Source organism: Dactylosporangium darangshiense (assembly GCF_039537565.1).
GTDB classification, from domain to species: domain Bacteria; phylum Actinomycetota; class Actinomycetes; order Mycobacteriales; family Micromonosporaceae; genus Dactylosporangium; species Dactylosporangium darangshiense.
The window spans coordinates 97,744-122,028 of sequence record NZ_BAABAT010000026.1 but is presented as its reverse complement, the minus strand read 5'-3'; the positions used below and the strand labels follow the sequence as shown (position 1 = coordinate 122,028).

The following is a 24,285-nucleotide window of genomic DNA, read 5'->3' as shown; positions in this document are numbered from 1 at the left end:
CCGTTCGACTAGAGCCGGGACCACCGTACTCCGGACCACCGACACTTTTCGGCAGGCGTCACGTGGGCGGGCGCCGGATGCAAGAAGGCCACTCGTGCACCCGGTAGAGCTCACTTATCCTTGCTGCCTTCCGGCCCTGGGGAGGTTCATGAGGTGCCGCCGCACGAGTGGCTTGGACACCACAATACCCGGTGCACGAACCTGGCGAGCGATGGGTATCCTGGCGCACGGAGGATTCGCCTAGAGGCCTAGGGCGCACGCTTGGAAAGCGTGTTGGGATAAAACCCTCACGAGTTCGAATCTCGTATCCTCCGCTCGCTCACCAGGCAAAACGCCGGGCAGACCCCGCCAGGGGCGCCCGGCGTTCGTGTCGATTGGACTCCGTGGCGAGCGCGTCACTCCCGGCCGTAGGCCAGCGCGACCGCTCCGCTCGCCCTGAGGTGACGCACGTCTCTCAGCGCCAGCCGAAGACCCGCGAGCCCGTCGAAGAGCCGCAGCCCGGATCCGACCACGACCGGATGGATCATGAGGTTCAGCCGGTCCAGGAGCCCGAGGCCGAGCAGCGACCGGACCAGCCGCGGACTGCCCGGCACCAGGATGTCCCCGCCCGGCATTGCCCGCAGCCGCTCGACGCCGCCGCGCAGGTCACCCTCCAGCCGGCTCGAGTTCCGCCAGGGAAACTCGGTCAGCGTCGAGGTCACCACGTACTTGGGAGCCGCGTTGAGAAACGCGGCCATCGCGACCGAGTCCGGCTGGCCGGGCCAGATCTCGCAGAATTCACGGTACGTCGAAGTGCCGATCAGCACCGCGTCCGCGCCCGCCAGCCCCTCGGTGATCATCGCGCCCATCTCGGCGTCGAAGCGCGACCATGCGGAGGGTCGCTCGACGACCCCATCCAGCGAGATTGCGAGCCCGGCAACGACGTTTCTCATGCGGTACCCCGACTCCACCAATCGGAAAGCCAAACGTCATGTCGCCATCTGCGTTATCGCAGGTTGACGCTTCTATCAGCGTGCCCGACCGTGCGACCATCGGCGTACCGACACGCTGTTTGAGGGGGCGGCGATGTTCTACAGGAGCGAGGACCTACTGATCACCAGCACGCACGTGGTCGTCCTGCACCCGGAGCCCGTGCGGTTCCGCCTCGATGCGATCCAGGCGCCGTACATCGTCCGGCACGGTCGGGGGGCCGGCTTCCGGGTGGGGCACGAGATCCGCGCGCGCTACGACACAGCGGACGTCCGCATCTACTTCACCACCGACCGCAGGCGGTTCGGAACCGTCCGCCGGGCCCTGATCCGCGCCCTTGAGCAGCGCGGACACCCGCTGCCCATCTGACGAAGATCGGCAGCGGCGGTGCGGCAACCTGCGATATGGCAGGTTGTCAGCTAGCGCACGGACATGCAGCCATGCGACCATCGAAGGAAGTAAAGCCACGAGGGGGCGAGTGGCGGACACGCAACAGCGCCCGGCGGCAACCGGGCGCTGTTTGAGTTGCGGCCGCCACTCCGGCTACGCGGAGGGGCAGCATCGATACCTGAAGTAATCCCTACCGCATCGTCGACCCCTCCCGCAAGACCGAGGGGGAAAGGGAGATGCGAATGTTCTACCGAAGTCGCGACCTGGTCGTCACCGCCGAGCACTTCGAGGTCCTCCGGCCCGCCTATGTGCAGTACCGGATCGATTTCCTGGAGGGGGTGTACGTCCTGGAGCACCCTCGCGCCGGGCGCACCCGGGCCGCGCAGGAGATCCGCGCACAGTACGGACTCCACGACGTGCGCCTCTTCCACAGCTCGGACCCGAGGATCTTCGGTCAGGTCCGTCGCGCCCTGATCCGCGCTCTGGAGTGGCGCGAACAGCAGCGGCGTTACGCGACGTCGGGCTGAGCAACACGCCGGGTCGTTTGTCTACCGACTGGTAGGTAACGATCCGGCGAATGCGCCATATCCCGGACTGCCGTATGGCAGATAGGCCTTATAGTTACCCCCGTCCGAGAACCACCCGAACGACCGGCTTATTCCAAGACAACTCGGGCAGCCGGTCCGCGGCGTTTTGTACATGTCTGCAACCCCGCACCGTCTACCGGCGGGTAGGGGTACGTCTGACCAGCGATACGGCAAGTAGGGCAACGGCACGTAGACATCAGGTCCAACGAGGGACACGACGACGCTATGAGTCCGGGTGACACGCCCGCCGTCGCTCGCCGGAAGGTTCGGCTGGCGATCAAGGATGCCCGCAACGCCAAGGGTGACACGCAGAGCCAGGTGGCCGAGGCCATGGACTGGTCGCTCTCCAAGGTGATGCGGATCGAGTCCGGCGAGGTCACGATCTCGCAGTACGACCTTCGCCCGCTGCTGGCGTACCTCGGCGTCAAGGACCGCGCCGTGATCGACGAGCTCGTCCAGGCCGCGAAGGCGTCCAAGCAGCGGCGGCAATGGTGGGACGACAAGCGGTACCAGGGACTGCTGACCCACGCGATGCGCCAGCAGATCAGCTTCGAGGCCGAGGCGTCCACCATCCTGAGCTTCGCGCCCGCCGTGATCCCCGGCTGGCTGCAGACCGAGAAGTACGCCCTCGCCACGATGCAGCAGTTCTCGGAGGATTTCCCCGAGCAGACGATCGCTGCGCGCGCGGCGATTCGGATCGAGCGCCGGAAGATGATCCGGGAGCGCAATCCGCGGCCTACCATGTACGTATTGTTCGACGAGTCGGTGCTGCTGCGCCGCGTCGGTGGACTGGAAACCCTACGCGAGCAGCTGGCCGAGATCAGCGCGGCGATAGAAGACGGATGGGTTATCGCCCGAATCCACCCGTTGGAAAGCCCCTACGCCCCGTTCGGTCATTACGACCTGCTGTACCTGTCGGACGAAGAAAACAGTCATGCGGTGCTGTACCGAGAGAGCGGCCCAGTAGACGAGATAGTCGACGACCCGATCCGGATCGCGCGCCATCGCGAGGGTTGGGATCGCATGTGGGAGAGCTCGATCGGCGAAGAGGATTCGGCACGCAGGATCGCCGCGGCCGCTACCGCGCGCAGCCTGCCGGCCGCGCAGGGTTCTTCGGACTAAGAGGGCATCCGAAGACCGCTAGGAGGCCGGCTCAATCCCGGGCCGCCTCCCCTTTCAGAGAGGGTGAAAAATGCACAGAGCGGTCACGCCTGGCTGGCGCAAAAGCACCTACTGCGGCACACAGAGCTGTGTCGAGGTCGCCGACCTCGCCCTGGAAGGCATCGCTGTGCGCGACGCCAAAAATCCAGACGGTTCCGTGCTTTCGTTCGACCGCAACACGTGGGGCGCGTTCGTCGACGGCATCAAAGCCGGCCGGTTCGACCTCCAGTAGTCGTTCAGCGCGGCGGAGTGAGGGTTTCGATGCGCAACCCCGCTATGAATGCACGCCAGTCCGCGGAATGGAATTTCAGGCGCGCACCGCTGAGGTCTTCCGAGTCACGAACAAGGACACCATCAGCGGTGATCGCGACCTCGACGCACGTTGTGTTGCCGCAGCCTGCCGCCTTGCGCCAGGCTAGCGGGGCACTCTCCTCGGCCATCGGGTTGACCTCCTTCAAACCCTAGGACGTGACCCTCAGCATAGTTAGCGGTCGCTGGCACGACACGTGAGTATGCAAAGTTGGCCCATGAATGCACATTCCTGGCAAACCGGGCAACGGCTACTGCCCGCGGAACGACCGTTCCGCGGGCAGGTTCGAGGCTCGTCCTCAGAGCTGGGAGTTCAGCCTCCCGTAGGCCTCGGCGTAGCCGGAGCGGTCCAGACGCTCGACGCTCGCGGCGCTGGCCGCGAACGCGCGCATCAGACTCCGGCGAACGCGCATAACGGATAAGGCGTTGGTCGATGTGAATAGCGTGACACCGGCGCCGGCGTACCGCGCGCACAGATGCCACGCGACCGGCGTGAAGATCCGGATGGCACGACCGGTGAGCGGAACGGACAATACGGCCGCGGTGATGACGTACTGCCCGGCCCCCTCGGCCACGGACAGTGCGGCCACCGCCCCCACGGTGACGAGCGCGCCGGCAACGAGCAGGACGATCCGGGTCGGTCGCCCGTCGTACTCGACACGTAGATCCTCGAGCCCCTCCAGGTCGTAGACCTGCGGCTCGGCGCCCCACACGGCATAGACATCGTCGGTGATGACGACGCCGTGACGCTTGTAGAAGACGCTAGGCATCGGTTCCCCCCTTAGCCTCGTCATCAGTATGAGTCGGCTGCGTCACAGATCGCCAGGCCACAAGGTGCCATATCGCAACCTGCGCAACTCCCACCGGCCGTGCCACTGCCGGATTGGGAACGTTCCCGCTGGTGACGTACGTTAGCGTCACCGAACACCCCACGCCCCCGCAAATGGAATTTTCGCGCCCGAAGATCGTTTGGCGCCGGGGCGAGCTGCGTCGAATGCAGCCAATACCTACAGGCGCTGCCGCTCGGCCAGCAGCCCGGCGAAGGGCGCCCACCTCGCGACGAAACGGCGGGCACGGCGCTGCGGCTGCAGAGGGGGTCAACCAGACGCTCCGCGAAGTCCGGGCCGGAAACGCCGAACGCCCGGGAGCCGTCACGGGGACGGGCCGGGCGTTCGAGCTGGCCGAGTGCGGTGGCGCGGGGATTCGAACCCCGGGAGGAGTTACCCCCTCACACGCTTTCGAGGCGTGCTCCTTAGGCCACTCGGACACGCCACCGCCGAAGAGATTACCCGACCCCTAACCCCGTCCGCGCGGGGGCTCGGGGTTTGGCAGGATCTGGGGTATGAGCACGCACATCGGCGCCGAGCCGGGTCAGATTGCCTCGCGGGTCCTGTTGCCGGGGGATCCGCTGCGGGCCAAGTGGATCGCCGAGACGTACCTCAAGGATGCCCGCTGCTACTCCACCGTGCGCAACATGCTCGGGTTCACGGGCACCTTCGACGGCGTCGAGGTCTCCGTCCAGGGGACGGGGATGGGGATGCCTTCGGCCAGTATCTATGCGCACGAACTGATCAACGACTACGGCGTGAACGCGCTGATCCGGGTCGGGAGTTGTGGGGCCATCCAGGACTCGCTCAAGCTGCGCGACGTCGTGGCGGCGATCGGGTCCAGCACCGACTCGATGATGAACCGGCAGCGGTTCGACGGGCTGATCGACTACGCGCCCGTTGCGGACTTCGGTCTGTTGCGGACCGCTGTCGACGTGGCCGCGGCCAAGGGGATCGCGATGCGGGTCGGGCCGATCCTGGCCGCCGACGCGTTCTACACCGACCGGCCCGACCTGTACGACCGGCTCGCCGACTACGGGGTGCTGGCCGTCGAGATGGAGTCCGCGGCGCTGTACACGATCGCGGCTCGGTTCGGGGCGAAGGCGCTGACCCTGCTCACGGTCTCCGATCACATCAAGACGGGTGAGCGGACCACGGCGCAGGAGCGGGAGCAGACGTTCGGCCAGATGGTCGAGGTCGCGCTCCAGACGATCATCGCCTGAGTATCAGACCAAGAATCAGACAAACGCGAAATAAGGTATAAATCCGATAAGTCGTGGCACGGAGTGCCCGACTTATCGGATCACCAAACACCACGACGCCGAGAGCGCCGAACGCCACGACGACGAGCGCCGTACATCACGACGCCGAAAGCGCCGTACATCACGACGCAAGAGCCGCCGTAGGAGAGAGACGCGCGGCCCGCATTGCCGGGTACAGGCCGGCCACGGCGCCGATCACCAGAGTGGCCGCCAAACCGCCTGCCAGAGCCCATAGCGGGAGCACCGCCGGCCAGTCGCGCAGTGCGGCGTACACCTCCGTGACCAGAAGGCCCAGCAGGACGCCGCCCGAGCCGCCCAGCGTGGCCAGCAGGAGAGACTCCGACAGGAACTGCAGGCGGACGTGTGAGCGGGTTGCGCCCAGGGCGCGGCGCAGGCCTATTTCGGATCGGCGCTCCAGGACCGAGATGACCATCGTGTTGGCCACGCCCACGCCGCCGACCAGCAACGCCACGGCGCCCAGGCCGAGTAGGAGGCCGGTGTACGCCTGGTCCGTGGCCTGCTTCGCGGCCAGTGCGTCGGACGGGCGGGAGACCTGGACCTCGTTCGGGGACTCCGGGTTGGCGGTCGCGGCCAGGACGTCGGCGACCTGGGACACGGCGTCGTCGCGGGAGCGGCTGTAGATCGTGGTCGGGTGACCGTCGAAGCCGAGGACGTCCGACGCGGCCGGCCAGCCGATCAAGGCCGCGCTGTCGAGCTCGGGCGCCAGGGGTACCGGATCCAGAATGCCGACAACCGTGAACCAATGGTTGCCGAGCCAGACGTTCAGGCCCAGGCCGCCGTCGGTGAGGCCCAGGATCGACGCGGCCCGGGAGCCGAGGACGACCGTGGGGTAGGTCGGCGCGGTGAGCCAGGTGCCGGCGTGCACGGTCATGCCGACGGTGGACGGCAGGTCGGGGCGGGCCGCCAGGACCGCGATGCCGCCGGACTCCGCGGCGGGGATGCGGTCGGTGCGGTACACGTGCGCGCTCGGCACCCGGCCCGTCGCGGAGACGTCGGTGACCGGGGCGATGCGCGCGACCATCGCCTCGGCGTCGTCGGGCAGATGAGCATCGTCGCCGAAGAACGACTTGCCGGGGCCGACGGTGAGCAGGTTGGTGCCCAGCGCCGCGAGCTGGCGGTCGACCTGGGCGCGGCTGGAGGCGGAGATGCCGACCACGGACATCATCGCGGCGATGCCGATCGCAATGCCGAGGGCGGAGAGCACCACCCGCAGCGGGCGCGTGCGCAGGCCGATGGCGCCCAGGCGCAGGATGTCGGCCGGTTTCATACCAGCCGCCCGTCGCGCAGCGCGAAGCGCGCCGGCAGGGAGGCGGCGATGTCGCGGTCGTGTGTGATGACGACGACCGTGGTGCCGGCCGCGTGCAGGGAGCGCAGGAGGGTCATGACGCCGGCGCCGGCGACGCTGTCGAGGTTGCCGGTCGGCTCGTCGGCCAGCAACAGCGGCGGGTCGCCGAGCACGGCGCGGGCGATCGCCACCCGCTGGCGCTCGCCGCCGGAGAGCTGGTTGGGGCGGTGGGACAGGCGATGGGCCAGGCCGACGCGCTCGAGGGCCTCGGCGGCGCGGCGGCGGCGCTCGGCGAGGGCGACGCCGGCGTACAGCAGGCCGTCGGCGACGTTGTCCAGGGCGGACATGCCGGCGGCGAGGTGGAACTGCTGGAAGACAAACCCGATCGTGGTGGCGCGCAGGCGGGACAGGCCGGCGTCCGACAGCGCCGCCACATCCCGGCCGTCGATGCGCACGGTGCCGCTCGTCGGGACGTCCAGCGCGCCGATGAGATGCAACAGCGTCGACTTGCCGGAGCCGGACGGGCCGACGATCGCGACCAGGGAGCCGGGCTTTACGCGCAGGGAGACGTCGTCGAGGGCCTTCACGCCGCCGGGGTACACCTTGCAGACGCTCGACAGCTCGATCATCCGGCCACCCCGACGGTCAGGCCCTCGGCGAGGTCGGGGCCGGCGACCTCGACCTTGCCGGAGGCGAACAGCCCGGTCTGCACGGCGACCGTGCGCGTAACGCCGTCGGTGACCAACTGCAGGCCGTACCCGCCCTCGGCCAGCGCCACCAGGGCGCTCACGGGCACGACGAGGACGTTGGCGCGCTGCTGCGACACGAGGGTGACGGTCACCGGGGCGGCGTCGTAGGTGCCCAGCTTCGCCTGGTCGGCGACGGTGACCGTGACGTCGACGGTGACCTTGGTCTGGTTGTTCACCACGGTGGCCGTCGCGACGGCGCCGATGGCCGAGATCTTGCCCTCGACCACGGTGTCGTCGGGCAGCTTGACCGAGGCGGCGGCGCCGACCGCGGCGAGGCGCTGCTCGGTCACGTCCAGCTGTACCGTCACCAGTCGCGTCGAACCGGTCCACTGCAGGATCGGTGCGGCCGCGCCGTCGCCCAGGTGGGCCTTGACCTCTCCGATGCGGACCGCGTCGGGCGCGACCACGATCCGGCCGAGCTCGACCGTTCCGGTCTCCTCCAGGCCCAGGTCGTGCTGCCAGTCGCGCACGGCGTCGGCGGTGGCGCCCGTGTACTCGTCGTCGGCGGTGAAGCCCTTGTAGCCGAGCGCCGCGAGGTTGGCCTCGAACGCGGTCACGTCGGCGCCCTCGTCGCCGGGGCGCAGCGGGCGGTAGAACGGCGCCGTCGCGTAGAAGAGCACGACCGGGCGGCCGTCCACGCGGTACATCGCCTCGCCCCGCTTGACCGTCGCACCCTCGGCCGGCAGGGCGGTGACGGTGCCCTGGATGCGGCCGTTGACGGTCACCGGGTCGCCGAAGCCGAGCGTGCCGTCGACGTCCTCGGTCGCGGTCAGCGTGCCCTTCGTGATCTTCGCCGTGTGCACCGGCGCGGGCGCCGCAGCTGGTGCGGATGACCGATTGAATCCGAGATAAACGCCCAAAGCCCCTAAGACGGCCGCCGCGGCAACGACCGCCAGCCAGCGCCTCACCGCTGCACCACGCCCTTGCAGGCCTGCGTGGCGGCCTGGAACTCCGGGCTGTTGAAGTCGATGCCGCCCTTCAGGATCGCCGACAACCCGGTGTTCGGATCGGGGTCCGGCATGTCGATGCCGTGCTCGCGCATGCACTTGGCGAAGGCCCGCGCCTGCTCGAGCTGCTCCGGCGAGAGGTTCTGCAGCTCGCCACCGTTCGGCAGGTACCGCTGGCACGCCGACGCCGCCGCCACGGCCTTGTTGCGGTCGCCGGCGGCCCCCGCGTCGAACTGCAGATTGCCGTCCGGCCCGGGATCGGGCACGTCGACGCCGTGCTCGCGCATGCACCTGGCGAACTGCCGGTTGGCCTCGGCCTTGTCCACGGATGCCGAGGGCTTCGGGCCACCCGAGGAGACCGTGGCGACCGAGGGGCCGGACGGCGCCGACGAGCAGCCGGCCAGCAGCAACAACGCGACGAGAAGGAGTCGTCTCATGGTCCCGAGTCAATGCCGAGAGCGATAAGACGGTCGTGAGCGCGGCGGCTTATCCCCGGCTTACACGGGTGCACGGCACCATGAGGGCATGCGGGTGTTGGTGGTCGAGGACGAGCAGCTGCTGGCCGACGCGGTCGCCGAGGGGCTGCGCCGCGAGTCGTTCGCGGTCGACGTGGCCTACGACGGCGAGGGGGCGCTGCAGCGGCTCGGCGTCAACGAGTACGACGTGCTGGTCCTCGACCGCGACCTGCCCGAGGTCGACGGCGACGAGGTGTGCCGGCACGTCAGCGCGACGCTGCCGGACACCCGAATCCTGATGCTGACCGCTGCCTCGGCGGTGGCCGAGCGCGTCGCCGGGCTCTCCCTGGGCGCCGACGACTACCTGGGCAAGCCGTTCGCGTTCACCGAGCTGGTGGCCCGGGTCCGCGCGCTCGGGCGGCGCAGCCGGGCGGCCGCTCCCCCGGTGCTGGAGCGCGGCGACCTGCGACTGGACCCGAGCCGCCGCGAGGTGTTCCGGGCGGGGCACTACGTCGGGCTCACCCGCAAGGAGTTCGCGGTGCTGGAGGAGCTGCTGCGGGCCGGCGGCGCGGTCGTGACGGCCGAGCAGCTGCTGGAGCGGGCGTGGGACGAGCACATCGACCCGTTCACCAACGTGCTGCGGGTGACCGTGATGACGCTGCGCCGCAAGCTGGGCGATCCGCCCGTGATCGAGACCGTCGCCGGAGTGGGGTACCAGATCCCGTGAAGCACCTACGCATCCGCGCCCGCCTGACGCTGCTGTACGGCCTGCTGTTCCTGGCCGGCGGCGCCCTGCTGCTCGGCGTCACGTACTTCCTGGTCAAGCAGAACATCCACCAGCGCAACACCGCGGCGACCGCGCTGCCGGCCGACGTGAAGCTGGACCTGGGCGAGCAGCAGATCCGGCTGCTGGAGTTCGTCCAGCAGCTGCAGGACCGGCAGGAGCGCATCGAGCAGGACACGCTGAACGCGCTGATCACGCAGGGCTCGATCGCGCTCGGGCTGGTCACCGTGATCGGGGTGGGGCTGGGCTGGCTGATGGCCGAGCGGGCGCTGCGGCCGGTCGGGCAGATCACCGAGACGGCCCGGCGGGTCGCCGGCGGCAATCTGCACGAGCGGATCGCGCTGGCCGGGCCGCAGGACGAGATCAAGGAGCTCGCCGACACCTTCGACTCGATGCTCGAGCGGCTGGACCAGGCCTTCGACGGGCAGCGGCGCTTCGCCGCGAACGCCTCGCACGAGCTGCGCACGCCGCTGACCATCAACCGGACGCTCATCGAGGTCACGCTCAGACGGCCGAACCCGCCCCCGGAGGTGGTACAGCTGGGCGAGACCCTGCTGGCCGTCAACGCCCGGCACGAGCGGCTCATCGACGGGCTGCTCACGCTGGTCGCCTCGGACCAGGCGCTGACCGTGCACGACCGGGTCGACCTCGCCGAGGTGGCGCGGCACGTGGTCGGCGACGAGCCGGGCACGGTCGAGGCCGACCTGCGGGCGGCGCCGGTCGTCGGGGACCCGGTGCTGCTGGAGCGGGTCGTGCAGAACCTCGTCGACAACGCGCTGGCCTACAACGTCCCCGGCGGGCATGTGTGGGTGTCCACGGAGAGCACGGACGGCGCCGCGCGGGTGGTCGTGGAGAACACCGGGCCGGTCGTCCCGGGGTACGAGATCCCGGGGCTTTTCGAGCCCTTCCGACGGCTCCGCTCGCGGACCGGATCGGCCCGAGGGACGGGCCTGGGCCTGTCGATCGTGCGCTCGGTCGCCGTCGCGCACGGCGGCACCGCCGAGGCCGAGCCGCGCGACGGCGGCGGGCTGCGGGTGACCGTGACTCTGCCCACACAAAACTAACCGACCGGTCGCGTTTATTGTTGGTACCGTCTGAGGCATGACGATCGACGGCCGCCTGGCGCGGGGCGAGCGAGCCCGGACCGCCGCGCTCGATGCGGCGATCGTGCTCGCCACCGAGTCCGGCCTGGACGGGCTGTCCTTCAACCAGCTCGCGGAGCGCCTCGGGGTCAGCAAGTCCGGGCTGTTCGCGCACTGGCGCACCAAGGAGGAGCTCCAGCTCGCGGCAATCGAGCACGCCCAGGAGCGCTACACGCGCGTGGTGGTCCGTCCCGCGCTGCACGAGCCGCGCGGGCTGCGGCGGCTGTGGGCGATGCACGACCGGCGCCTCGCCGACGTGGCCTCCGGCGACCTGCCCGGCGGCTGCTTCTTCTGCAACGCCCAGTTCGAGTTCGCCGCCCGGCCCGGCGTCGTGCACGACCGGCTCGCCGAGGCGCTCGGGCTCTGGCACGTGCTGCTGGAGCGGCTGATCACCGAGGCGATGCAGCTGGGCGAGCTGCGCACCGACACCGACCCGGCGCAGCTGGCCTTCGAGCTCAACGCGCACGAGACCGCGGCGATCTACGAGTCGCGGCTGCTGCCGGCGAGCCAGGTCTACACCTACGCGCGCACCGCCGCCCTGGTGCGGCTGCGCGGCCTGAGTCCGACACCCGAACTGCTTCCGGAGGCATGAGATGACCACATCGGTACTGCCCGGCGCCGTCGAGCCGTTCGTCGTGCACTTCGACGATCTCGACGCGATGGGGATCGTGCACAACGCGCGCTACGCGGTGTTCCTCGAACGCGCGCTGTCGAACTGGTGGGCCGAGCGGGGCCACTCCTACGCCGGCGGCCGCCCGACGACCACGGACGTGATGCACGCCGTCGCCGAGTACTCGATCTCCTACCGCGCGCCGGTGCGCGGCACGGGCGAGATCGGCGTGCACTTCTGGCTCGAGTCGCTGGGCGACAGCAGCGCGGTGTACCGCTTCCGGATCATCTCCGCGGACGGCGGGACCGTCCACGCGGAGGGGCGCCGGGTCAACGTGAAGCTCGACCCGAGGACCCTTCGCCCGGCGCCGTGGAGCGACCACGCCCGCGAGGTGGCCAGTGCGCTACTCGCCCCGGTGGGTGGCGAAGAAGGCCCGCAGCAGGACTGAGGACTCCTCCTGCAGCACCCCGCCGACCACCTCCGGACGGTGGGTGAGCCGCCGGTCGCGCAGCACGTCCCACAGCGAGCCGGCGGCGCCCGTCTTGGGCTCCCAGGCGCCGAAGACGACGGTGCCGACGCGGGCGAGGACGAGCGCGCCCGCGCACATGGTGCACGGCTCGACGGTCACGACGAGCACGCAGTCCTCGAGGCGCCAGCCGTCGCTGCCGCGGGCCTGCGCGGCGCGGCGCAGGGCGAGCATCTCGGCGTGCGCGGTGGGGTCGCCGGTCAGCTCGCGCTCGTTGTGCGCGGCGGCGAGCTCGGCGCCGTCCGGGCCGAGGATGACCGCCCCGATGGGCACGTCCGGACCGGCCCCGGCCGCGACCTCGAGGGCGCGGCGCATGGCCGGCTCCCACCGCCGCGCCACCGGGCTCACGCCTCGCGCAGCTCCTCGATCTCGTCGCCCGCGCCGATGGCCTGGCAGATCTCCGCGGTGAGGTCGGCGGGCAGCATGCCCTCCTGCGCGCACAGCTCCAGCAGTTGCCCGCTGGACAGGCCGAGGTCGGACAGCAGGTCCGGGTCGCCGACCGGCTCGATGTCGGGCTCGGCCGATGGACCCTCTTCCTCTTCCTCTTCGTCTTCCTCGTCGGACGGCTCGATCTCGGCGTCGTCGAGCTCGGGCACCCGCTCCTCGATGTCGCCCAGGAGGATCGCGCCCAGGCGCGACTCCTCGGCGAACACCGCGTCGGAGCCGAAGATGCGCAGATCCTCGCCCTCGTCGAGGCGCAGGATCACCAGGTAGGCGTCGTCGGACTCGACGAACAGCAGCGACACGGACGCCTCCGGATCGGCGTCGCGCAGTCGATCGGTGATCTCTTCGATGTCGGCGACGCCGCTGAGGTCGAGCTCGGCTGCGGCCCAGCTCCCAGCGCCGCGCGTGACAGCGGCAGCGAAGTGCGACACGGTCCCCCCGGTCGGTGCTCGTCGGTACGCGTGAACACTATTCGAGCGGGTTGCTGCTCGGCGGCAAAGGGCCCCGGAGTTCAGTCGGCGAGTCGCCGACGGCTTGCGATCAGCTCGCGCAGGCGGTCGGCGCGCAGCCGCCGCGGATGGAGCCGCTCGCGGAACGATTTCGCGTCCGCGAGTTCGACCAGCAGCGCGAGCCGCCGGCGACGCCGCTCGGGGTCGAGCCGCTGCAGCCTCAAAGCCATGAGGCTGAGGGTGATCCTCGCCGCAATCCACGTCAAGAGTGCGGAACAAACTCCGACGAACGGCTACTTTGCGTGCCCGGCACATGTCACCAGAGCAGCCACGTGCCGCCCGCAAGGTTGTACGCCACCACGATCCCGGCGATCGCCACCGCGACGCCGCTGGACCCCGCGACTCCCACGGCGACGCCTCGATCGCCGAAGCGGGCGAGGATCGCGGCGGCCGCCCAGGCGAGGATCCCGGCGATGAGGGTGATCCAGACGTACCCCCGGGCGGAACCGGTCATCATGAGCCCGAACAGCAGCATCCAGCCCGCGCCGGCCGCGGCGCCGGCGGCGAGCATCTGGCCGCGGACGGGCAGGGCCTCGCGGTAGGTCGGCCGGGGATTGTTGACCCGGAAGACCGGCGGTCGCAGCGCGCCCTGCCACTCGCCCATCGTGGCGGCCGGCGTCGGCGGCCGGGCGGCGCTCAGGCGGGGTGGCGGGCCGACGACGGGCGGGCCCATGGCGCCCGGCCACGGCTGGCGCGCCGTCTGGGCGCCGGCCGGACTGCCCGGCTCGGTCCACCGCGACTCGTGCGACTCGCTCACTGCCACATCATGCAGCTTAGCCCGAGGGCTCGGCCGAAGACCGTGAGCCGCTTCCGGCTCGCCCTCGTCGCAAACGGGGATAAATCGTATTCACGGCACCATGACCACACGTAATTGCTGGAATCGGCCGGAATGTGTCCATGCAAGTCGTTCGGCGGCCGTACCAAGCCGAACGGGTGACCGGGCGATGTGCGAGAGTTCCGCAGTGCGTGATGCGACGTTGAACGTGGCGGTGATCGGGCTCGGCCTGATCGGCGGATCGGTCCTGCGGGCGCTCGCGGTGCAGGGGCACAGGGTCACCGGCTACGACGCAGACCCGGCGACGCGCGCCACCGCGCGCACCGCCGCCGCGCAGGCCCCGGCCAACGCGCGCTGGCACGTGACCGCCTCGATCGCCGACGCGGTGCGCGACGCCGAGCTCGCCGTCGTCGCGGTGCCGCTGCCCGCCGTCGGGTCGGTCTTCGACGAGCTGGCCTCGCTCGCGTACGTCGGCGTCGTCACCGACGTCACCTCGGTCAAGGGCCCGGTGCGCGACCTCGCCGCCGACCGCCTGCGCACCGGCGGCCAGTCGCTGGCCACGTTCATCGGCGGGCACCCGATGGCCGGCCGCGAGACGTCCGGCTTCACCGCCGCCGACCCGCGGCTGTTCAACGGCTGCGCGTGGGTGCTGTGCCTCGGCGAGGACGGCGCCGGCCTGCGCGACTGGGTGGAGCTCGCCGCGCTCGTCACCGGCCTCGGCGCGCGGGTCGTGCCGGCGACGCCCGACGAGCACGACGCCGCCGTCGCCGCCATCTCGCACGTGCCGCACCTCGTCGCCGCCGCCGTCGCCGCGCTCATCTCCAGCGACCCGCTCGCCGGCACGCTCGGCGCGGGCTCGTTCCGCGACGGCACCCGGGTCGCCGCGTCGCGCCCCGACCTCACCGCGGCGATGTGCGGCGGCAACGCACCCGCCGTCGGCCGCGCGCTGGACACGGTGCTCGCCGACCTCAACGCCGCCCGCGCCGCCCTCGACGGCGCCGACCCGATCGGCGCGCTGACCCCGTGGCTCACCCCCGGCCACAACGCGCGCCTGGCCTGGCCGCCGCAGCCCGGCGAGTCCGCCGACCTGCCCGCGCGCGCCGACGTCCTGCTGCGCCTGGGCCGGGTCGGCGGCTGGATCGAGTCGGTGTCAGCCGACCGCAGGACCGTTCGCGCCGTCCGCCCGGCCTGAGAACACCCGCTCGTCGGTCACCACGGCGGTGACCAGCTCCGCCGGCGTGACGTCGAACGCCGGGTTGACCGCCGCCGTACCGTCCGGCGCGCCGTGCCCCGCGACCTCGGCCGCGCCGCGGTCCTCGATCTCCACGTCGGCCCCCGACGCCGTCGCGAGGTCCACGGTCGACTCCGGCGCGACGCAGATGAACGGAATGCCGGCCGCCCGCGCGCCGAGCGCGTGCGCGTAGGTGCCGATCTTGTTCACCACATCGCCGTTGGCGCAGATGCGATCCGCGCCCAGGATCACCGCGTCGACCTCGCCGCGCGCCATCAGGAACGGCCCGGCCGAGTCGACCGCCAGTCGATGCGGAACGCCCTCCCGCGCCAGCTCCCACGTGGTCAGCCGGGCCCCTTGCAGCAGCGGCCGCGTCTCGCTGGCCACGACACCGGCCAGCTTCCCGCGCCGGTGCAGCTCGAACACCACCGCGAGCGCCGTGCCGTCGACCACGGTGCACAGCCCGCCGGTGTTGCAGTGGGTCAGCAGCCGCACGCCCGGCCCGCACAGCCGTTCCACGAGATCCGCGCCCCGCCGCGCCATTTCCGCCGAGCTCGCGATTTCCTCGTCCCGGATGCGCAACGCCTCGGCGAGGCACGCATCGAAGGAGGGCAACAGCGCCGCGACCCGCCGCGCGCCGCGGGCCAGGTTGACCGCCGTCGGTCTCGCCGTTTCCAGGAGGTGTACCGCATGAGCCTGCTCCTGCGCCCCCTCGTGCCCGGCGGCGGCGAGCGCCACCCCGAGCGCACCGGCGACCCCGAGCGCCGGCGCACCGCGCACCGCGAGCCGCTGAATGGCCGCGACCAGCTCGTCAACGCTCTCCAGCCGCAGGTACACGGTCTCGCCCGGCAACCTCGTCTGGTCGACGATGACCACCGCCCCGTCAATCCAGTCAATGGTGCGCATCAATGCCTCCCGCCCCGTTGGAATTCGTCCGTTCGGTCGCATACCCGAACCGTTTTACGAAAGCGCCAACGGTCGACGTCGACGCGCGTACATTCGGTTTTCATGAGCTCCGCACTGGTGCTCGCGGCGGTCCCGTTCCTACTGGCCGCGAGCCTGCTCGCGTTGATGAAGGTTCCGACCAATATCCAGCTGACCGTCACGGACAGCGCGCTCGTCATCGAGCCGCAGGGCCTGGACCGCTGGTGGACCCGCCGCGACCGCATCGAGGTCCCGGTAGCGTCCATCTCGTCGATCCGGATCGCCCCGCGCTCGGAGGCCCCGCCACTGCCTCGCAGCCACGCCCTGCACATCTCAGGCATCATCACGGCGGGCCCGCACGGCGACTCTTTCTGGGACGTGCGCCGCGGCGACCAGCTCCTCATCATCCAGTGCCTCCCGGGCGCGGAGTTCGGCACGTTCGTGCTGCAGTTCGCCAACCCGTTCGCAACGCTGACCCGCACGCGAACGGTACTCGCACCGCAACCCCAGCGCGCCTCCCACTCCTGACCACGCCGCCCGTCTCGCAGCCCCCGACCGGGACGACTCCGCGCTCCCTGCCCTGCCTTGGCTGGTTCGTCGTTCTTGACCGGCGCCGCTCTGCACTCCCCCAGCGGCCCGCCTCGGCTCTGCTGATCGGCTCGGTTTCCGCGTCTGCGCGTCTGGTCGGCCAGCTCGACTCCTGACCGGCCGCAGATAAGTCCAGACGCTGGCGCGTCCGGACTTATCCGATATTTCATGTTATTCCGGCCAGCGGTCCGATTCGGCCGCCTTCCCGTCGCAGGGACGCACGGGCCGACCGAAGCGGGCCCAGCCGGCCGCGATGGCGGTGCCTGCGTTCCAGTCGCCGCCATGCAGGACAAGGCGCCGAGAGATGCCCGCGGCACCGCGCGGACGCGGCACGGCACGGCGCGGACGCGGCACGGACGCGGCACGGCACAGCGGGCACGGACGCGGCACAGCGCAGCGCGGCATCGGCGCAGCAGGCACGGACGTGGCACGGCGCGGCACGGGCGCGACGCGGCACGGGCGCAACGCGGCGCGGTGGTGGAGGGCGAGACCCGATAGCGTGGTGCGCATGGCGTCAGCGCGTGATCCGTTGGCCGATCTGCGTCGCATCGCGTTCCTGCTCGAGCGGGCCCATGAAGCGACCTATCGCGTCCGAGCGTTCCGAGGGGCCGCGACCAAGCTGGCCAAGCTGCCAGAGGGCGAGCTCGAGGCGAGAGCGCGGGCCGGGACGCTGACGGAACTGCCTGGCGTAGGCGACGTCACGGCGCGATGCGTGGTCGAGTCGCTGGCCGGGGAGGAGCCCGTGTACCTGCGCAGGCTCGAAGCCACCGCCGGGCAGGACCTCGACGAAGCCACCGCGGCGCTGCTGGCCGCGCTCAAAGGGGACTGCCACGCGCACTCCGACTGGTCCGACGGCGGGTCGCCGATCGACGAGATGGCCCTGGCCGCGGCGCAGATCGGGCACGAGTACCTCGTGCTCACGGATCACTCGCCGCGGCTCACCGTTGCGCGTGGGCTGTCGGCGGAGAGGCTGGCCGAGCAGCTCGACGTCGTTGCGGAGATCAACGCGGGGTTCGAAGGGCTGGGGATGGAGTTTCGGATCCTCACCGGGATCGAGGTCGACATCCTCGCGGACGGGGCGCTCGATCAGACCGACGAGCTGCTGGAGCGGCTCGACGTGGTGGTCGGGTCGGTGCACAGCAACCTCAAGGACGAGCCCGATGTCATGACGCGGCGGATGGTGCGGGCGCTCGGGAACCCGCACCTCGACATTCTCGGGCACTGCACGGGGCGGCTCATTACCGGTGGGCGTGGGACACGGCCGGAGAGCCGGTTCGATGCGGAGGCCGTGTTCAAGGCCGCCGTCGAGCACGACAAGGCGATCGAGATCAACTCCCGGCCCGAGCGGCTCGATCCGCCGAAGCGGCTGCTACGGGTGGCGCTGGAGGCCGGCTGTCGCTTCGCCATCGACACCGACGCTCACGCGCCCGGGCAGCTCGACTGGCTGTCCAACGGGTGCTCCCGGGCCGTCGCCTGCGGGGTGCCGGCCGACCGCATCGTCAACACCATGGGGGCGAAGGACCTCGTGGCGTGGGCGGCGTCGCACGAGTAGGCCCTGGGAGACGCCGACGCCGAGCAGGACGACGAGGCCGCCGACGGGCTGGTGCCAGGTGAGGTGCTCGCCGAGGAAGGCGACGCCGGCGATCGCGGCGACGAACGGCGGGAAGTACGTGACCATGGAGCCCGTCGTGATGCCCGCGGTCTGCACGACGTGGTAGTTGAGCGCGAACGCGATGCCGGTGCCGAAGACGCCCAGGGCGAGGACGCCGAGCCACACGCGCGGGCCCAGGTCCAGCGGGGACGGGGGCAGGCCGGCGATGATCGGGGCCGCGATGACGAGGTGCAGCGTGGACATGATGAGCTGGCCGGCGGAGAGCTGAAACGGCGAGATGTCGTAGTGCTGCATCAGCCAGCGGGTGTAGTTGAACGCGATGCCGTAGCAGGTCACGGCGCACAGCAGCATGAGCTGGCCGGAAAGCGAGCTACCGCCGACACCGTTCCAGACGCCGAGCACTACGAGTACACCCGCGAAACCAGTCAGCAGTCCGGCAATCTGGCGCCGGCTCGGGCGCTGTGAACGGACCGCGACCAGGGTGACCAGGAGGGTGGTCAGCGGGGCGGTGCCGTTCCAGATGCCGGCGAGCACCGACGGCACGCGCTGCTCCGCGTAGCCGAACAGGGTGAACGGCACGGTCGCGGCGAACAGCGAGAACAGGAACAGGTGGCCCCACAGCCGCAGACCGCGCGGCAGCCCGATGCGGCGCACGCCCAGCAGGACGAGCAGCGTCAGCGCGCCCAGCGCGATGCGGAAGAGGGCGATGTACACCGGCGCCAGCCCCACCAGCGCGTCCTTGATGAACATGAAACTGGTGCCCCAGATGAGGGCGACCGCGGCAAAGGCCGGCAGCCAGCGCTTGGCGTCAGGAGCGGGGCTCGTCATGGCCCTTACTCTGCACTGGGCGCGGTCACCCTGTCGCGCGGGTATCGGACCTGAAGGGCCCCGCCGGGCCACCCGTTGTGAATTGGCCTGCGGGTGTACCGCGGCGGCCGCCCCGGTGAAGTAGGGTTCGGCGGGTGGGTTCTATCGATGACATCGCCAACAGGTATGTCGAGCAGTGGGCGCCCCTCGACCCGATCGGGGCGACCTTCGTCGGCATTGCCGGCCACGACGACCGGCTGACCGACCTCTCCCCCGACGGCTTCGCCGCGCTCGCGGACCTCGACCGGCAGGCGCTCGCCGCGCTCGACGCCGAGACCCCGGCCACCGAGACCGAGCGGGTCGCCAAGGAGGCCATGCAGGAGCGCCTGGGGCTGGCCCTGGAGCGGTACGAGGCCGGCGACCTCACCAGCGACGTCAACGTGATCTCCAGCCCGCTGCACGGCGTGCGGAGCTCGTTCGACCTCATGCCGACCGAGGGCGAGCAGGCGGCGAACGACATCCGCGAGCGCCTCGTCGCCGTGCCCACCGCGCTCGCGCAGTGGCGCCAGACGCTGATGTACGAGGCCCAGCGCGGCAACGTCGCGCCGGCCAAGCAGATCGTCGAGGTGGCCAAGCAGTGCGAGGTCTGGGCCGACCTCGAGGGCGACAACTTCTACCCCGACCTCGCCGCGCGCGTGCGCGGTGGGGGCTCGGCGCTCGCCGCGGAGCTCGGCCGCGCCGCCGAGGCCGCCCGCGCCGCGACGGTGGAGACCGGCGAGTTCCTGCGCCGGGAGCTGGCGCCGATCGGCCGGCCGAAGGAGGCCGCCGGGCGCGAGCGCTACCAGCTCGCCTCCCGCTACTTCCTGGGCGCGACCGTCGACCTCGACGAGGCCTACGCCTGGGGCTTCGACGAGCTCGCCCGCCTCGAGTCGGAGATGCGCACGGTCGCGGACAAGATCGTGCCCGGCGGGACGGTCGACGAGGCGGTCGCCGCGCTGGACGCCGACCCGACCCGCACGATCCGCGGCAAGGACGCGTTCCGCGACTGGATGCAGCAGCTCGCCGACGCCACCGTGCAGGAGCTCAACGGCCGGCACTTCGACATCCCGGAGCAGGTGCGCGCGATCGAGTGCATGCTCGCGCCGACGTCGGACGGCGGCATCTACTACACCGGGCCGAGCGAGGACTTCAGCCGCCCGGGACGCATGTGGTGGGCGGTGCCGCAGGGCGTGGACAGCTTCTCGACGTGGCGCGAGGTCACCACGGTGTACCACGAGGGCGTCCCCGGCCATCACCTGCAGATCGCCCAGACCTACGTGCGCGCCGAGCTGCTCAACCGCTGGCGCCGGGTGCTCGCGTGGTCGTCCGGGCACGGCGAGGGCTGGGCGCTCTACGCCGAGCGGCTGATGGACGAGCTGGGGTATCTCTCCGACCCCGGCGACCGGCTCGGCATGCTCGACGGCCAGGCGTTCCGCGCCACCCGCGTGATCGTCGACATCGGCATGCACCTGGAGCTCGAGATCCCGCGCGACAACCCGTTCGGCTTCGCGCCGGGCGAGCGCTGGACGCCGGAGCTCGGCTGGGAGTTCCTGCGCGCGCACTGCCGCGTGGAGGACAAGAGCCTGCGTTTCGAGCTCAACCGGTATCTCGGCTGGCCCGGCCAGGCCCCGTCGTACAAGCTCGGCGAGCGCGCCTGGCTCGCGGCCCGCGCCGACGCACACGCCCGCAAGGGCTCCGCGTTCGACCTCAAGGCCTTCCACCGCGACGCGCTCAACCTCGGCTCCCTGGGTCTCGACCCGCTGCAGGCCGCCCTGGCCCGGCTGTAAGGGCCCGGCGTGAACGACGGCCCGCTCGCCGGGCTGCTCGTCGCGGACTTCTCGCGCGTGCTGGCCGGGCCGCTGGCCACCATGACGCTCGGCGACCTCGGCGCCGACGTGGTCAAGGTGGAGCGGCCCGGCGTCGGCGACGACACGCGCGCCTGGGGGCCGCCGCACGCGCCGGACGGCACGTCGACGTACTACCTGTCGGTCAACCGCAACAAGCGCGGCGCCGCCCTCGACCTGGCCTCGCCCGAGGCGCTGGCGCTGGCCCGCCGGGCCGACATCCTGGTGGAGAACTTCGCGCCGGGCACGATGGAGCGCTTCGGCCTCGGCTACGAGCAGCTGCGCCCGGCGTGCCCGCGCCTGGTCTACGCCAGCGTGACGGGCTTCGGGCGGGCGGCGCCGGCTCCGGGGTACGACTTCCTGGTGCAGGCCCTCGGCGGCCTCATGTCCATCACGGGCGCGCCGGACGGCCCGCCGACCAAGGTGGGCGTTGCGCTCGTCGACGTGCTCGCCGGGCAGCAGCTCACCGCCGGCATTCTGGCCGCGTTGTACGCCAGGGAGCGCACCGGCCGCGGCCAGCGCGTCGAGGTGAGCCTCCTGGGCGCGCTGCTGTCCGGGCTGGTGAACCAGGCCTCGGCCGTGCTCAACGCCGGCGTCGTGCCCGGGCGTATGGGCAACCGGCACCCGAGCATCGCGCCCTACGAGACCTACGCCGCGGCCGACGGCGACCTGGTCCTGGCCGTCGGCAACGACGCGCAGTTCGCGCGGCTGGCCGCGGCGCTCGGCCTCGCGCCCGACGAGCGGTTCGACACCAACGCCGGGCGCGTCGCGCACCGGGCGGCGCTCGCCAACGTCCTGGAGGCCGTGCTCGGCACGGCGCCGGTCGCGCACTGGGTGGCCGAACTGACCGCTGCGGGTGTGCCCTGCGGGGCGGTGAACACGGTTGCCGAGGCGATCGCGCTCGCGGAGCGGCTCGGGCTCGGGCCGGTCGTGGAGCTCGGTGGACGGCGCTCGATCGCCTCGCCCATCTCGCTGTCGGAAACGCCGGTGACGTACCGCCTGGCGCCGCCGGACCTCAATGAATAAGCCCGGATCCGTGACCGGATCCGGGCTTATCCGCCGAACGGCTCAGCCGGCGTACGCGATGGTCATGTTCGGGGCGGTCAGGACGTTCGACTGGACGTAGACCAGTTCGATCGTGCAGGCCGTGTAGAAGCCGGGCAGGGGGATCGCCGGCGGCGGGAACGACGGGGTGAACGTGAGCGGCAGCAGGCCGAGCACGTTGGCCGAGAAGCTCGTGGTGTAGAACTTCACGTCGCCCTCGACCGTCAGCTTGCTGCTCTTGGTGAGCAGCAGCGTCCCGGCGCCCGGGGTGTCGAGCTCGAACGGGGTGGAGACCGAGTTCTTCATCGTGAAGGCCAGGACCTTCACCGTCGTGCCGTCCTTGTGGGGCAGCTCGGCGACGCCGTCGTAGGTCAGCCCCTCCATCGTCATCACATCGGCCTTGAGGATCGACGGCTGCTTGGCGACGAAGGGCTGGCCGGCGGCGACCTGGGCCTTCTTGTTGTTCGGGGTCGGCGACGCGGTCGCGGTCGCGCAGCCCGCCGAATGGCTCGCCGCCGGCTTGGTCGCCGGCGCGCTGGTGGTCTGCGCCGGGGCGCCGGTGGTGGCGCTGGCCTCCGGCGTGGCCTGCGCGGTCTGCTCTTCCGTCTTCGCGCCGCCGTTGAAGAGGTTGCCGAGCCAGCCCAGGAGGCCCCCGGACTTCTCCTCCGCGGTCGGCGTCGGCGTCGGCGTCGGGCTCGCGGCCGGGGTGGTGGTTTCGGTCGCGGGCGCGCCGGTGGCCGTCGCGGACGCGGACTTGGCCGGCGCGGCCGAGCCGCACGTGGTCGGCGCGGCGTAGGCCGCGCCGGTGTGGTTGGCCGCGCCCACGACCGCGGCGGTCGCGACGATCGCCATCAGCATCGGGCCCAGGTGACGCCGCTTGGGCAGGTCACCCGGGCCTTCCGCTGGGGGGAGCTGGTCATCGGCGCTGCCCGCACCGCCCCCTTCGTACATGCCGCCGCCGTACGGCCGGACGCCCGGGTGCAGGGGACTGACCTGCGTGGTCGGCAGTTCGTCGGTCAGCACGCCGGAGCTCGGGCGCTCGACGGTCTCCTCGGCGAGGATGTCGTCGAGGCGGGTGTCCTCGTAGTAGGGCTCCTCGGCCGGGCCGGGCGGCCCGTCCGGCTCCTCCTCGGTGGGCTCGGGCGCAGCGCCCGGCGACCAGGCGGCCGTGAGGCCGCCGCCGACGAGGCCCAGGACCGTGCCGAGGAAGAACCCGCCGAGGTTGAGGCCGATCAGCGAGTACAGCGCGACGACGGTGCCGAGGATGCCGTAGAAGAGGCGCTGCTGAGGGGTGAGCCAGCTCAGGCCACCACAGAGCAGCATCATCAGCGGCAGGACGTAGGACAGGAAGCCGGTCGGGCCGAAGTGGATCTCCAGCGCCAGGTGCAGGTTGCCGCTGAGGAAGAGCTCCAGCCCCGACAGGATCAGGAAGAGCCCGCCCCAGAACGGCCGTTGGGCGCGCCACCCACCGAAGGTCGCACGGTCTTTCGCGTGCGCGGCGTGCGAGGTGGTCACTGCGTCCTCCAGGTCGGTAACAACAGGAAGCCCGCGGGTTTGCCACCCGCGGGCCCTGGCGTTGCGGTTAGAAGCACTCCTCCGGGTTCGCACCCGTGGAGACGCTCAGGTCGAGGCCGCTCAGCTTGAACGTGCCGGCGGTGGTCGACCAGGCGACCTGCTTGAGGTTGGTGATCACGACGCCGTCCGCCTGCTGGGCGAAGCCGCCCTGCATGCCCTTCGCGTTCGGGCCGCCCTTGGTCAGGTCGGACGCGTCGATGCCGATCTGGATGTTGTCGAACGTCGCGTCGCCCTTGAGCGAGGACAGGTCGATCAGCAGGTTGGTGGCCTCGGCCGGGTTGTTCGGGTCCTTACCGGCGTGGATGACCATGGAGGCCGGCAGGCCGGGCACCTTCACCGACTGGCACAGGTTGTACAGCTTCGCGCTGGCGATGCCGGAGACGGCGACCAGGTGGTTCTTGGGGTCGGCCGGGTTGGCGGGGTTGGCGCCCTTCTCCGAGGCCATGCCACCGTACTGGACGAAGCCGGTGCCCACGAGCTTGTCGGCGGACACCTTGAACTGACTGCCGGACACGTTGAACGACGCGGCGATGGCGCCGGTGGCCTGGCCGAAGACGATGGCGCCGGCGATGAAGCTGGCCGGCACGATGACGGTAGCGAAACGCTTCCATCGCGTGCGGCCCTTCACCGCGCTGCCCTGAGCTACGGACACGTAGGGCTCCTCTTGTCGCGGGGTGCTAATGGTGCGGCGCTCCTGCCGTGCGGGCGCTCGCATGGCGCTGCCGGGACCGGCCTCTGGCGGCTGCCGGGGCGGACCTTCCAGAGGTGTTCCAAAGGCCGGGTCGGGGCGTGCGCAAGATGTTGCCGGGTCCCTCGCGCGCGTACAAGGCCGGTCGTTACTGGCCGGTAACCCGCTAGTGGAGAATTTC

General features: G+C 71.1%; 27 protein-coding genes, 2 tRNA genes, 1 other RNA gene and 2 pseudogenes. 15 read left to right on the top strand and 17 right to left on the bottom strand.

Annotated elements, in window-relative coordinates:
- Positions 1 to 81: 81 nt before the first annotated feature.
- Positions 82 to 175, bottom strand: an RNA gene (ffs, locus tag ABD901_RS36485) — signal recognition particle sRNA small type.
- A 54-nt stretch (positions 176 to 229) separates the two neighbouring features.
- On the opposite strand from ffs, the gene ABD901_RS36480 reads away from it, so the two are divergent.
- Positions 230 to 314 (top strand) — tRNA-Ser (locus ABD901_RS36480).
- An 81-nt stretch (positions 315 to 395) separates the two neighbouring features.
- Here ABD901_RS36480 and ABD901_RS36475 read toward each other — a convergent pair.
- Entirely contained in the window at positions 396 to 932 is a 537-nt protein-coding gene (locus ABD901_RS36475) for a dihydrofolate reductase family protein (RefSeq protein WP_345134181.1), read from the bottom strand.
- Between the two features lie 133 nt (positions 933 to 1,065).
- Here ABD901_RS36475 and ABD901_RS36470 point away from each other — a divergent pair, with 133 nt between their 5' ends.
- The 4 genes from ABD901_RS36470 (at position 1,066) to ABD901_RS36455 (ending at position 3,339) form a co-directional block, all read left to right on the top strand.
- Positions 1,066 to 1,338 (top strand): hypothetical protein, encoded by a 273-nt coding sequence (locus ABD901_RS36470; RefSeq protein WP_345134178.1) that lies wholly within the window; start codon positions 1,066 to 1,068, stop codon positions 1,336 to 1,338.
- A 263-nt stretch (positions 1,339 to 1,601) separates the two neighbouring features.
- Positions 1,602 to 1,886, top strand: a complete 285-nt coding sequence (locus tag ABD901_RS36465; protein WP_345134175.1) for a hypothetical protein — start codon at positions 1,602 to 1,604, stop codon at positions 1,884 to 1,886.
- A 285-nt stretch (positions 1,887 to 2,171) separates the two neighbouring features.
- Positions 2,172 to 3,068 (top strand): helix-turn-helix domain-containing protein, encoded by an 897-nt coding sequence (locus ABD901_RS36460; RefSeq protein WP_345134172.1) that lies wholly within the window; start codon positions 2,172 to 2,174, stop codon positions 3,066 to 3,068.
- Positions 3,069 to 3,138: 70 nt separating this feature from the next.
- A complete protein-coding gene (locus tag ABD901_RS36455) occupies positions 3,139 to 3,339 on the top strand; it encodes a DUF397 domain-containing protein (RefSeq protein ID WP_345134169.1) in 201 nt (66 codons plus the stop codon).
- A 4-nt stretch (positions 3,340 to 3,343) separates the two neighbouring features.
- Here the strand turns inward: ABD901_RS36455 and ABD901_RS36450 are convergent, their stop codons facing one another.
- The 3 genes from ABD901_RS36450 to ABD901_RS36440 all read right to left on the bottom strand — a co-directional run bounded on the left by ABD901_RS36450 (position 3,344) and on the right by ABD901_RS36440 (position 4,691).
- Positions 3,344 to 3,547: a DUF397 domain-containing protein gene (locus ABD901_RS36450; RefSeq protein ID WP_345134166.1), complete on the bottom strand. Its 204-nt coding sequence runs from the start codon at positions 3,545 to 3,547 to the stop codon at positions 3,344 to 3,346.
- 168 nt (positions 3,548 to 3,715) lie between these two features.
- A complete protein-coding gene (locus tag ABD901_RS36445; RefSeq protein WP_345134163.1) occupies positions 3,716 to 4,186 on the bottom strand; it encodes a DUF6232 family protein in 471 nt (156 codons plus the stop codon).
- A 418-nt stretch (positions 4,187 to 4,604) separates the two neighbouring features.
- Positions 4,605 to 4,691 (bottom strand) — tRNA-Ser (locus ABD901_RS36440).
- A gap of 67 nt (positions 4,692 to 4,758) precedes the next feature.
- Between ABD901_RS36440 and deoD the strand changes: the two genes are divergently transcribed.
- On the top strand, positions 4,759 to 5,466 hold the full coding sequence (gene deoD, locus ABD901_RS36435; protein WP_345134161.1) for a purine-nucleoside phosphorylase: 708 nt from the start codon (positions 4,759 to 4,761) through the stop codon (positions 5,464 to 5,466).
- Between the two features lie 160 nt (positions 5,467 to 5,626).
- On the opposite strand, the gene ABD901_RS36430 is transcribed toward deoD, so the two are convergent.
- The 4 genes from ABD901_RS36430 to ABD901_RS36415 all read right to left on the bottom strand — a co-directional run bounded on the left by ABD901_RS36430 (position 5,627) and on the right by ABD901_RS36415 (position 8,944).
- Complete coding sequence (locus ABD901_RS36430) at positions 5,627 to 6,793, bottom strand: ABC transporter permease (RefSeq protein WP_345134159.1); 1,167 nt, start codon at positions 6,791 to 6,793, stop codon at positions 5,627 to 5,629.
- Positions 6,790 to 7,440 carry an ABC transporter ATP-binding protein gene (locus ABD901_RS36425; protein WP_345134156.1) on the bottom strand — a complete coding sequence of 217 codons (651 nt, stop codon included), beginning with the start codon at positions 7,438 to 7,440 and terminating at the stop codon, positions 6,790 to 6,792. The genes ABD901_RS36430 and ABD901_RS36425 overlap by 4 nt, the downstream gene beginning before the upstream one ends.
- A complete protein-coding gene (locus tag ABD901_RS36420; protein WP_345134153.1) occupies positions 7,437 to 8,363 on the bottom strand; it encodes a peptidoglycan-binding protein in 927 nt (308 codons plus the stop codon). The genes ABD901_RS36425 and ABD901_RS36420 overlap by 4 nt, the downstream gene beginning before the upstream one ends.
- Positions 8,364 to 8,464: 101 nt before the next feature.
- Positions 8,465 to 8,944 carry a hypothetical protein gene (locus tag ABD901_RS36415; RefSeq protein ID WP_345134150.1) on the bottom strand — a complete coding sequence of 160 codons (480 nt, stop codon included), beginning with the start codon at positions 8,942 to 8,944 and terminating at the stop codon, positions 8,465 to 8,467.
- 88 nt (positions 8,945 to 9,032) lie between these two features.
- Between ABD901_RS36415 and ABD901_RS36410 the strand changes: the two genes are divergently transcribed.
- Genes ABD901_RS36410 through ABD901_RS36395 form a run of 4 tightly spaced genes read left to right on the top strand, consistent with a single transcriptional unit; the run spans position 9,033 to position 11,946 of the window.
- Positions 9,033 to 9,689 carry a response regulator transcription factor gene (locus ABD901_RS36410; RefSeq protein ID WP_345134147.1) on the top strand — a complete coding sequence of 219 codons (657 nt, stop codon included), beginning with the start codon at positions 9,033 to 9,035 and terminating at the stop codon, positions 9,687 to 9,689.
- Complete coding sequence (locus ABD901_RS36405) at positions 9,686 to 10,810, top strand: sensor histidine kinase (protein WP_345134144.1); 1,125 nt, start codon at positions 9,686 to 9,688, stop codon at positions 10,808 to 10,810. The genes ABD901_RS36410 and ABD901_RS36405 overlap by 4 nt, the downstream gene beginning before the upstream one ends.
- A 37-nt stretch (positions 10,811 to 10,847) precedes the next feature.
- Positions 10,848 to 11,480: a TetR/AcrR family transcriptional regulator gene (locus ABD901_RS36400; protein WP_345134141.1), complete on the top strand. Its 633-nt coding sequence runs from the start codon at positions 10,848 to 10,850 to the stop codon at positions 11,478 to 11,480.
- 1 nt (position 11,481) lies between these two features.
- Entirely contained in the window at positions 11,482 to 11,946 is a 465-nt protein-coding gene (locus ABD901_RS36395) for an acyl-CoA thioesterase (protein WP_345134139.1), read from the top strand.
- Here ABD901_RS36395 and ABD901_RS36390 read toward each other — a convergent pair.
- The 4 genes from ABD901_RS36390 to ABD901_RS36375 form a co-directional block, all read right to left on the bottom strand.
- Entirely contained in the window at positions 11,902 to 12,339 is a 438-nt protein-coding gene (locus tag ABD901_RS36390) for a nucleoside deaminase (protein ID WP_345134240.1), read from the bottom strand. The genes ABD901_RS36395 and ABD901_RS36390 overlap by 45 nt on opposite strands.
- Before the next feature lie 29 nt (positions 12,340 to 12,368).
- Positions 12,369 to 12,899, bottom strand: coding sequence for a tRNA adenosine deaminase-associated protein (locus ABD901_RS36385; RefSeq protein ID WP_345134136.1), 531 nt, complete (start codon positions 12,897 to 12,899; stop codon positions 12,369 to 12,371).
- An 80-nt stretch (positions 12,900 to 12,979) separates the two neighbouring features.
- Positions 12,980 to 13,147 carry a hypothetical protein gene (locus tag ABD901_RS36380; RefSeq protein ID WP_345134133.1) on the bottom strand — a complete coding sequence of 56 codons (168 nt, stop codon included), beginning with the start codon at positions 13,145 to 13,147 and terminating at the stop codon, positions 12,980 to 12,982.
- Between the two features lie 86 nt (positions 13,148 to 13,233).
- Entirely contained in the window at positions 13,234 to 13,734 is a 501-nt protein-coding gene (locus ABD901_RS36375) for a hypothetical protein (RefSeq protein ID WP_345134130.1), read from the bottom strand.
- A gap of 205 nt (positions 13,735 to 13,939) precedes the next feature.
- Here ABD901_RS36375 and ABD901_RS36370 point away from each other — a divergent pair, with 205 nt between their 5' ends.
- Entirely contained in the window at positions 13,940 to 14,944 is a 1,005-nt protein-coding gene (locus ABD901_RS36370) for a prephenate dehydrogenase (RefSeq protein ID WP_345134126.1), read from the top strand.
- On the opposite strand, the gene mtnA is transcribed toward ABD901_RS36370, so the two are convergent.
- Positions 14,903 to 15,889 (bottom strand): S-methyl-5-thioribose-1-phosphate isomerase, encoded by a 987-nt coding sequence (mtnA, locus tag ABD901_RS36365; RefSeq protein WP_345134123.1) that lies wholly within the window; start codon positions 15,887 to 15,889, stop codon positions 14,903 to 14,905. The two genes, ABD901_RS36370 and mtnA, sit on opposite strands and share 42 nt — an antisense overlap.
- A gap of 102 nt (positions 15,890 to 15,991) precedes the next feature.
- Here mtnA and ABD901_RS36360 point away from each other — a divergent pair, with 102 nt between their 5' ends.
- The gene (locus tag ABD901_RS36360; RefSeq protein ID WP_345134120.1) at positions 15,992 to 16,435 is read left to right on the top strand and encodes a hypothetical protein; all 444 of its coding nucleotides are present in this window, start codon (positions 15,992 to 15,994) and stop codon (positions 16,433 to 16,435) included.
- 313 nt (positions 16,436 to 16,748) lie between these two features.
- Positions 16,749 to 18,035 (top strand): annotated as a pseudogene (locus ABD901_RS36355) (PHP domain-containing protein); the annotation flags it as partial.
- 84 nt (positions 18,036 to 18,119) lie between these two features.
- Here ABD901_RS36355 and ABD901_RS36350 read toward each other — a convergent pair.
- A pseudogene (locus tag ABD901_RS36350) lies at positions 18,120 to 18,857 on the bottom strand (DMT family transporter); the annotation flags it as partial.
- A gap of 212 nt (positions 18,858 to 19,069) precedes the next feature.
- On the opposite strand from ABD901_RS36350, the gene ABD901_RS36345 reads away from it, so the two are divergent.
- On the top strand, positions 19,070 to 20,740 hold the full coding sequence (locus ABD901_RS36345; protein ID WP_345134114.1) for a DUF885 domain-containing protein: 1,671 nt from the start codon (positions 19,070 to 19,072) through the stop codon (positions 20,738 to 20,740).
- A 9-nt stretch (positions 20,741 to 20,749) separates the two neighbouring features.
- A complete protein-coding gene (locus ABD901_RS36340) occupies positions 20,750 to 21,823 on the top strand; it encodes a CaiB/BaiF CoA transferase family protein (RefSeq protein ID WP_345134111.1) in 1,074 nt (357 codons plus the stop codon).
- A 42-nt stretch (positions 21,824 to 21,865) separates the two neighbouring features.
- Here ABD901_RS36340 and ABD901_RS36335 read toward each other — a convergent pair whose 3' ends face one another.
- Positions 21,866 to 23,356 carry a DUF6114 domain-containing protein gene (locus ABD901_RS36335; RefSeq protein ID WP_345134108.1) on the bottom strand — a complete coding sequence of 497 codons (1,491 nt, stop codon included), beginning with the start codon at positions 23,354 to 23,356 and terminating at the stop codon, positions 21,866 to 21,868.
- 67 nt (positions 23,357 to 23,423) lie between these two features.
- The gene (locus tag ABD901_RS36330; RefSeq protein ID WP_345134105.1) at positions 23,424 to 24,068 is read right to left on the bottom strand and encodes a DUF6230 family protein; all 645 of its coding nucleotides are present in this window, start codon (positions 24,066 to 24,068) and stop codon (positions 23,424 to 23,426) included.
- Between the last annotated feature and the right edge of the window lie 217 nt (positions 24,069 to 24,285).

Excerpts from the sequence above, each read along its gene's own strand:
- ABD901_RS36475 (WP_345134181.1), bottom strand. The coding sequence starts at position 932 with ATGAGAAACGTCGTTGCCGGGCTCGCAATCTCGCTGGATGGGGTCGTC.
- ABD901_RS36470 (WP_345134178.1), top strand. The coding sequence starts at position 1,066 with ATGTTCTACAGGAGCGAGGACCTACTGATCACCAGCACGCACGTGGTC.
- ABD901_RS36465 (WP_345134175.1), top strand. The coding sequence starts at position 1,602 with ATGTTCTACCGAAGTCGCGACCTGGTCGTCACCGCCGAGCACTTCGAG.
- ABD901_RS36460 (WP_345134172.1), top strand. The coding sequence starts at position 2,172 with ATGAGTCCGGGTGACACGCCCGCCGTCGCTCGCCGGAAGGTTCGGCTG.
- ABD901_RS36455 (WP_345134169.1), top strand. The coding sequence starts at position 3,139 with ATGCACAGAGCGGTCACGCCTGGCTGGCGCAAAAGCACCTACTGCGGC.
- ABD901_RS36450 (WP_345134166.1), bottom strand. The coding sequence starts at position 3,547 with ATGGCCGAGGAGAGTGCCCCGCTAGCCTGGCGCAAGGCGGCAGGCTGC.
- ABD901_RS36445 (WP_345134163.1), bottom strand. The coding sequence starts at position 4,186 with ATGCCTAGCGTCTTCTACAAGCGTCACGGCGTCGTCATCACCGACGAT.
- deoD (WP_345134161.1), top strand. The coding sequence starts at position 4,759 with ATGAGCACGCACATCGGCGCCGAGCCGGGTCAGATTGCCTCGCGGGTC.
- ABD901_RS36430 (WP_345134159.1), bottom strand. The coding sequence starts at position 6,793 with ATGAAACCGGCCGACATCCTGCGCCTGGGCGCCATCGGCCTGCGCACG.
- ABD901_RS36425 (WP_345134156.1), bottom strand. The coding sequence starts at position 7,440 with ATGATCGAGCTGTCGAGCGTCTGCAAGGTGTACCCCGGCGGCGTGAAG.
- ABD901_RS36415 (WP_345134150.1), bottom strand. The coding sequence starts at position 8,944 with ATGAGACGACTCCTTCTCGTCGCGTTGTTGCTGCTGGCCGGCTGCTCG.
- ABD901_RS36410 (WP_345134147.1), top strand. The coding sequence starts at position 9,033 with ATGCGGGTGTTGGTGGTCGAGGACGAGCAGCTGCTGGCCGACGCGGTC.
- ABD901_RS36400 (WP_345134141.1), top strand. The coding sequence starts at position 10,848 with ATGACGATCGACGGCCGCCTGGCGCGGGGCGAGCGAGCCCGGACCGCC.
- ABD901_RS36395 (WP_345134139.1), top strand. The coding sequence starts at position 11,482 with ATGACCACATCGGTACTGCCCGGCGCCGTCGAGCCGTTCGTCGTGCAC.
- ABD901_RS36390 (WP_345134240.1), bottom strand. The coding sequence starts at position 12,339 with ATGCGCCGCGCCCTCGAGGTCGCGGCCGGGGCCGGTCCGGACGTGCCC.
- ABD901_RS36380 (WP_345134133.1), bottom strand. The coding sequence starts at position 13,147 with ATGGCTTTGAGGCTGCAGCGGCTCGACCCCGAGCGGCGTCGCCGGCGG.
- mtnA (WP_345134123.1), bottom strand. The coding sequence starts at position 15,889 with ATGCGCACCATTGACTGGATTGACGGGGCGGTGGTCATCGTCGACCAG.
- ABD901_RS36360 (WP_345134120.1), top strand. The coding sequence starts at position 15,992 with ATGAGCTCCGCACTGGTGCTCGCGGCGGTCCCGTTCCTACTGGCCGCG.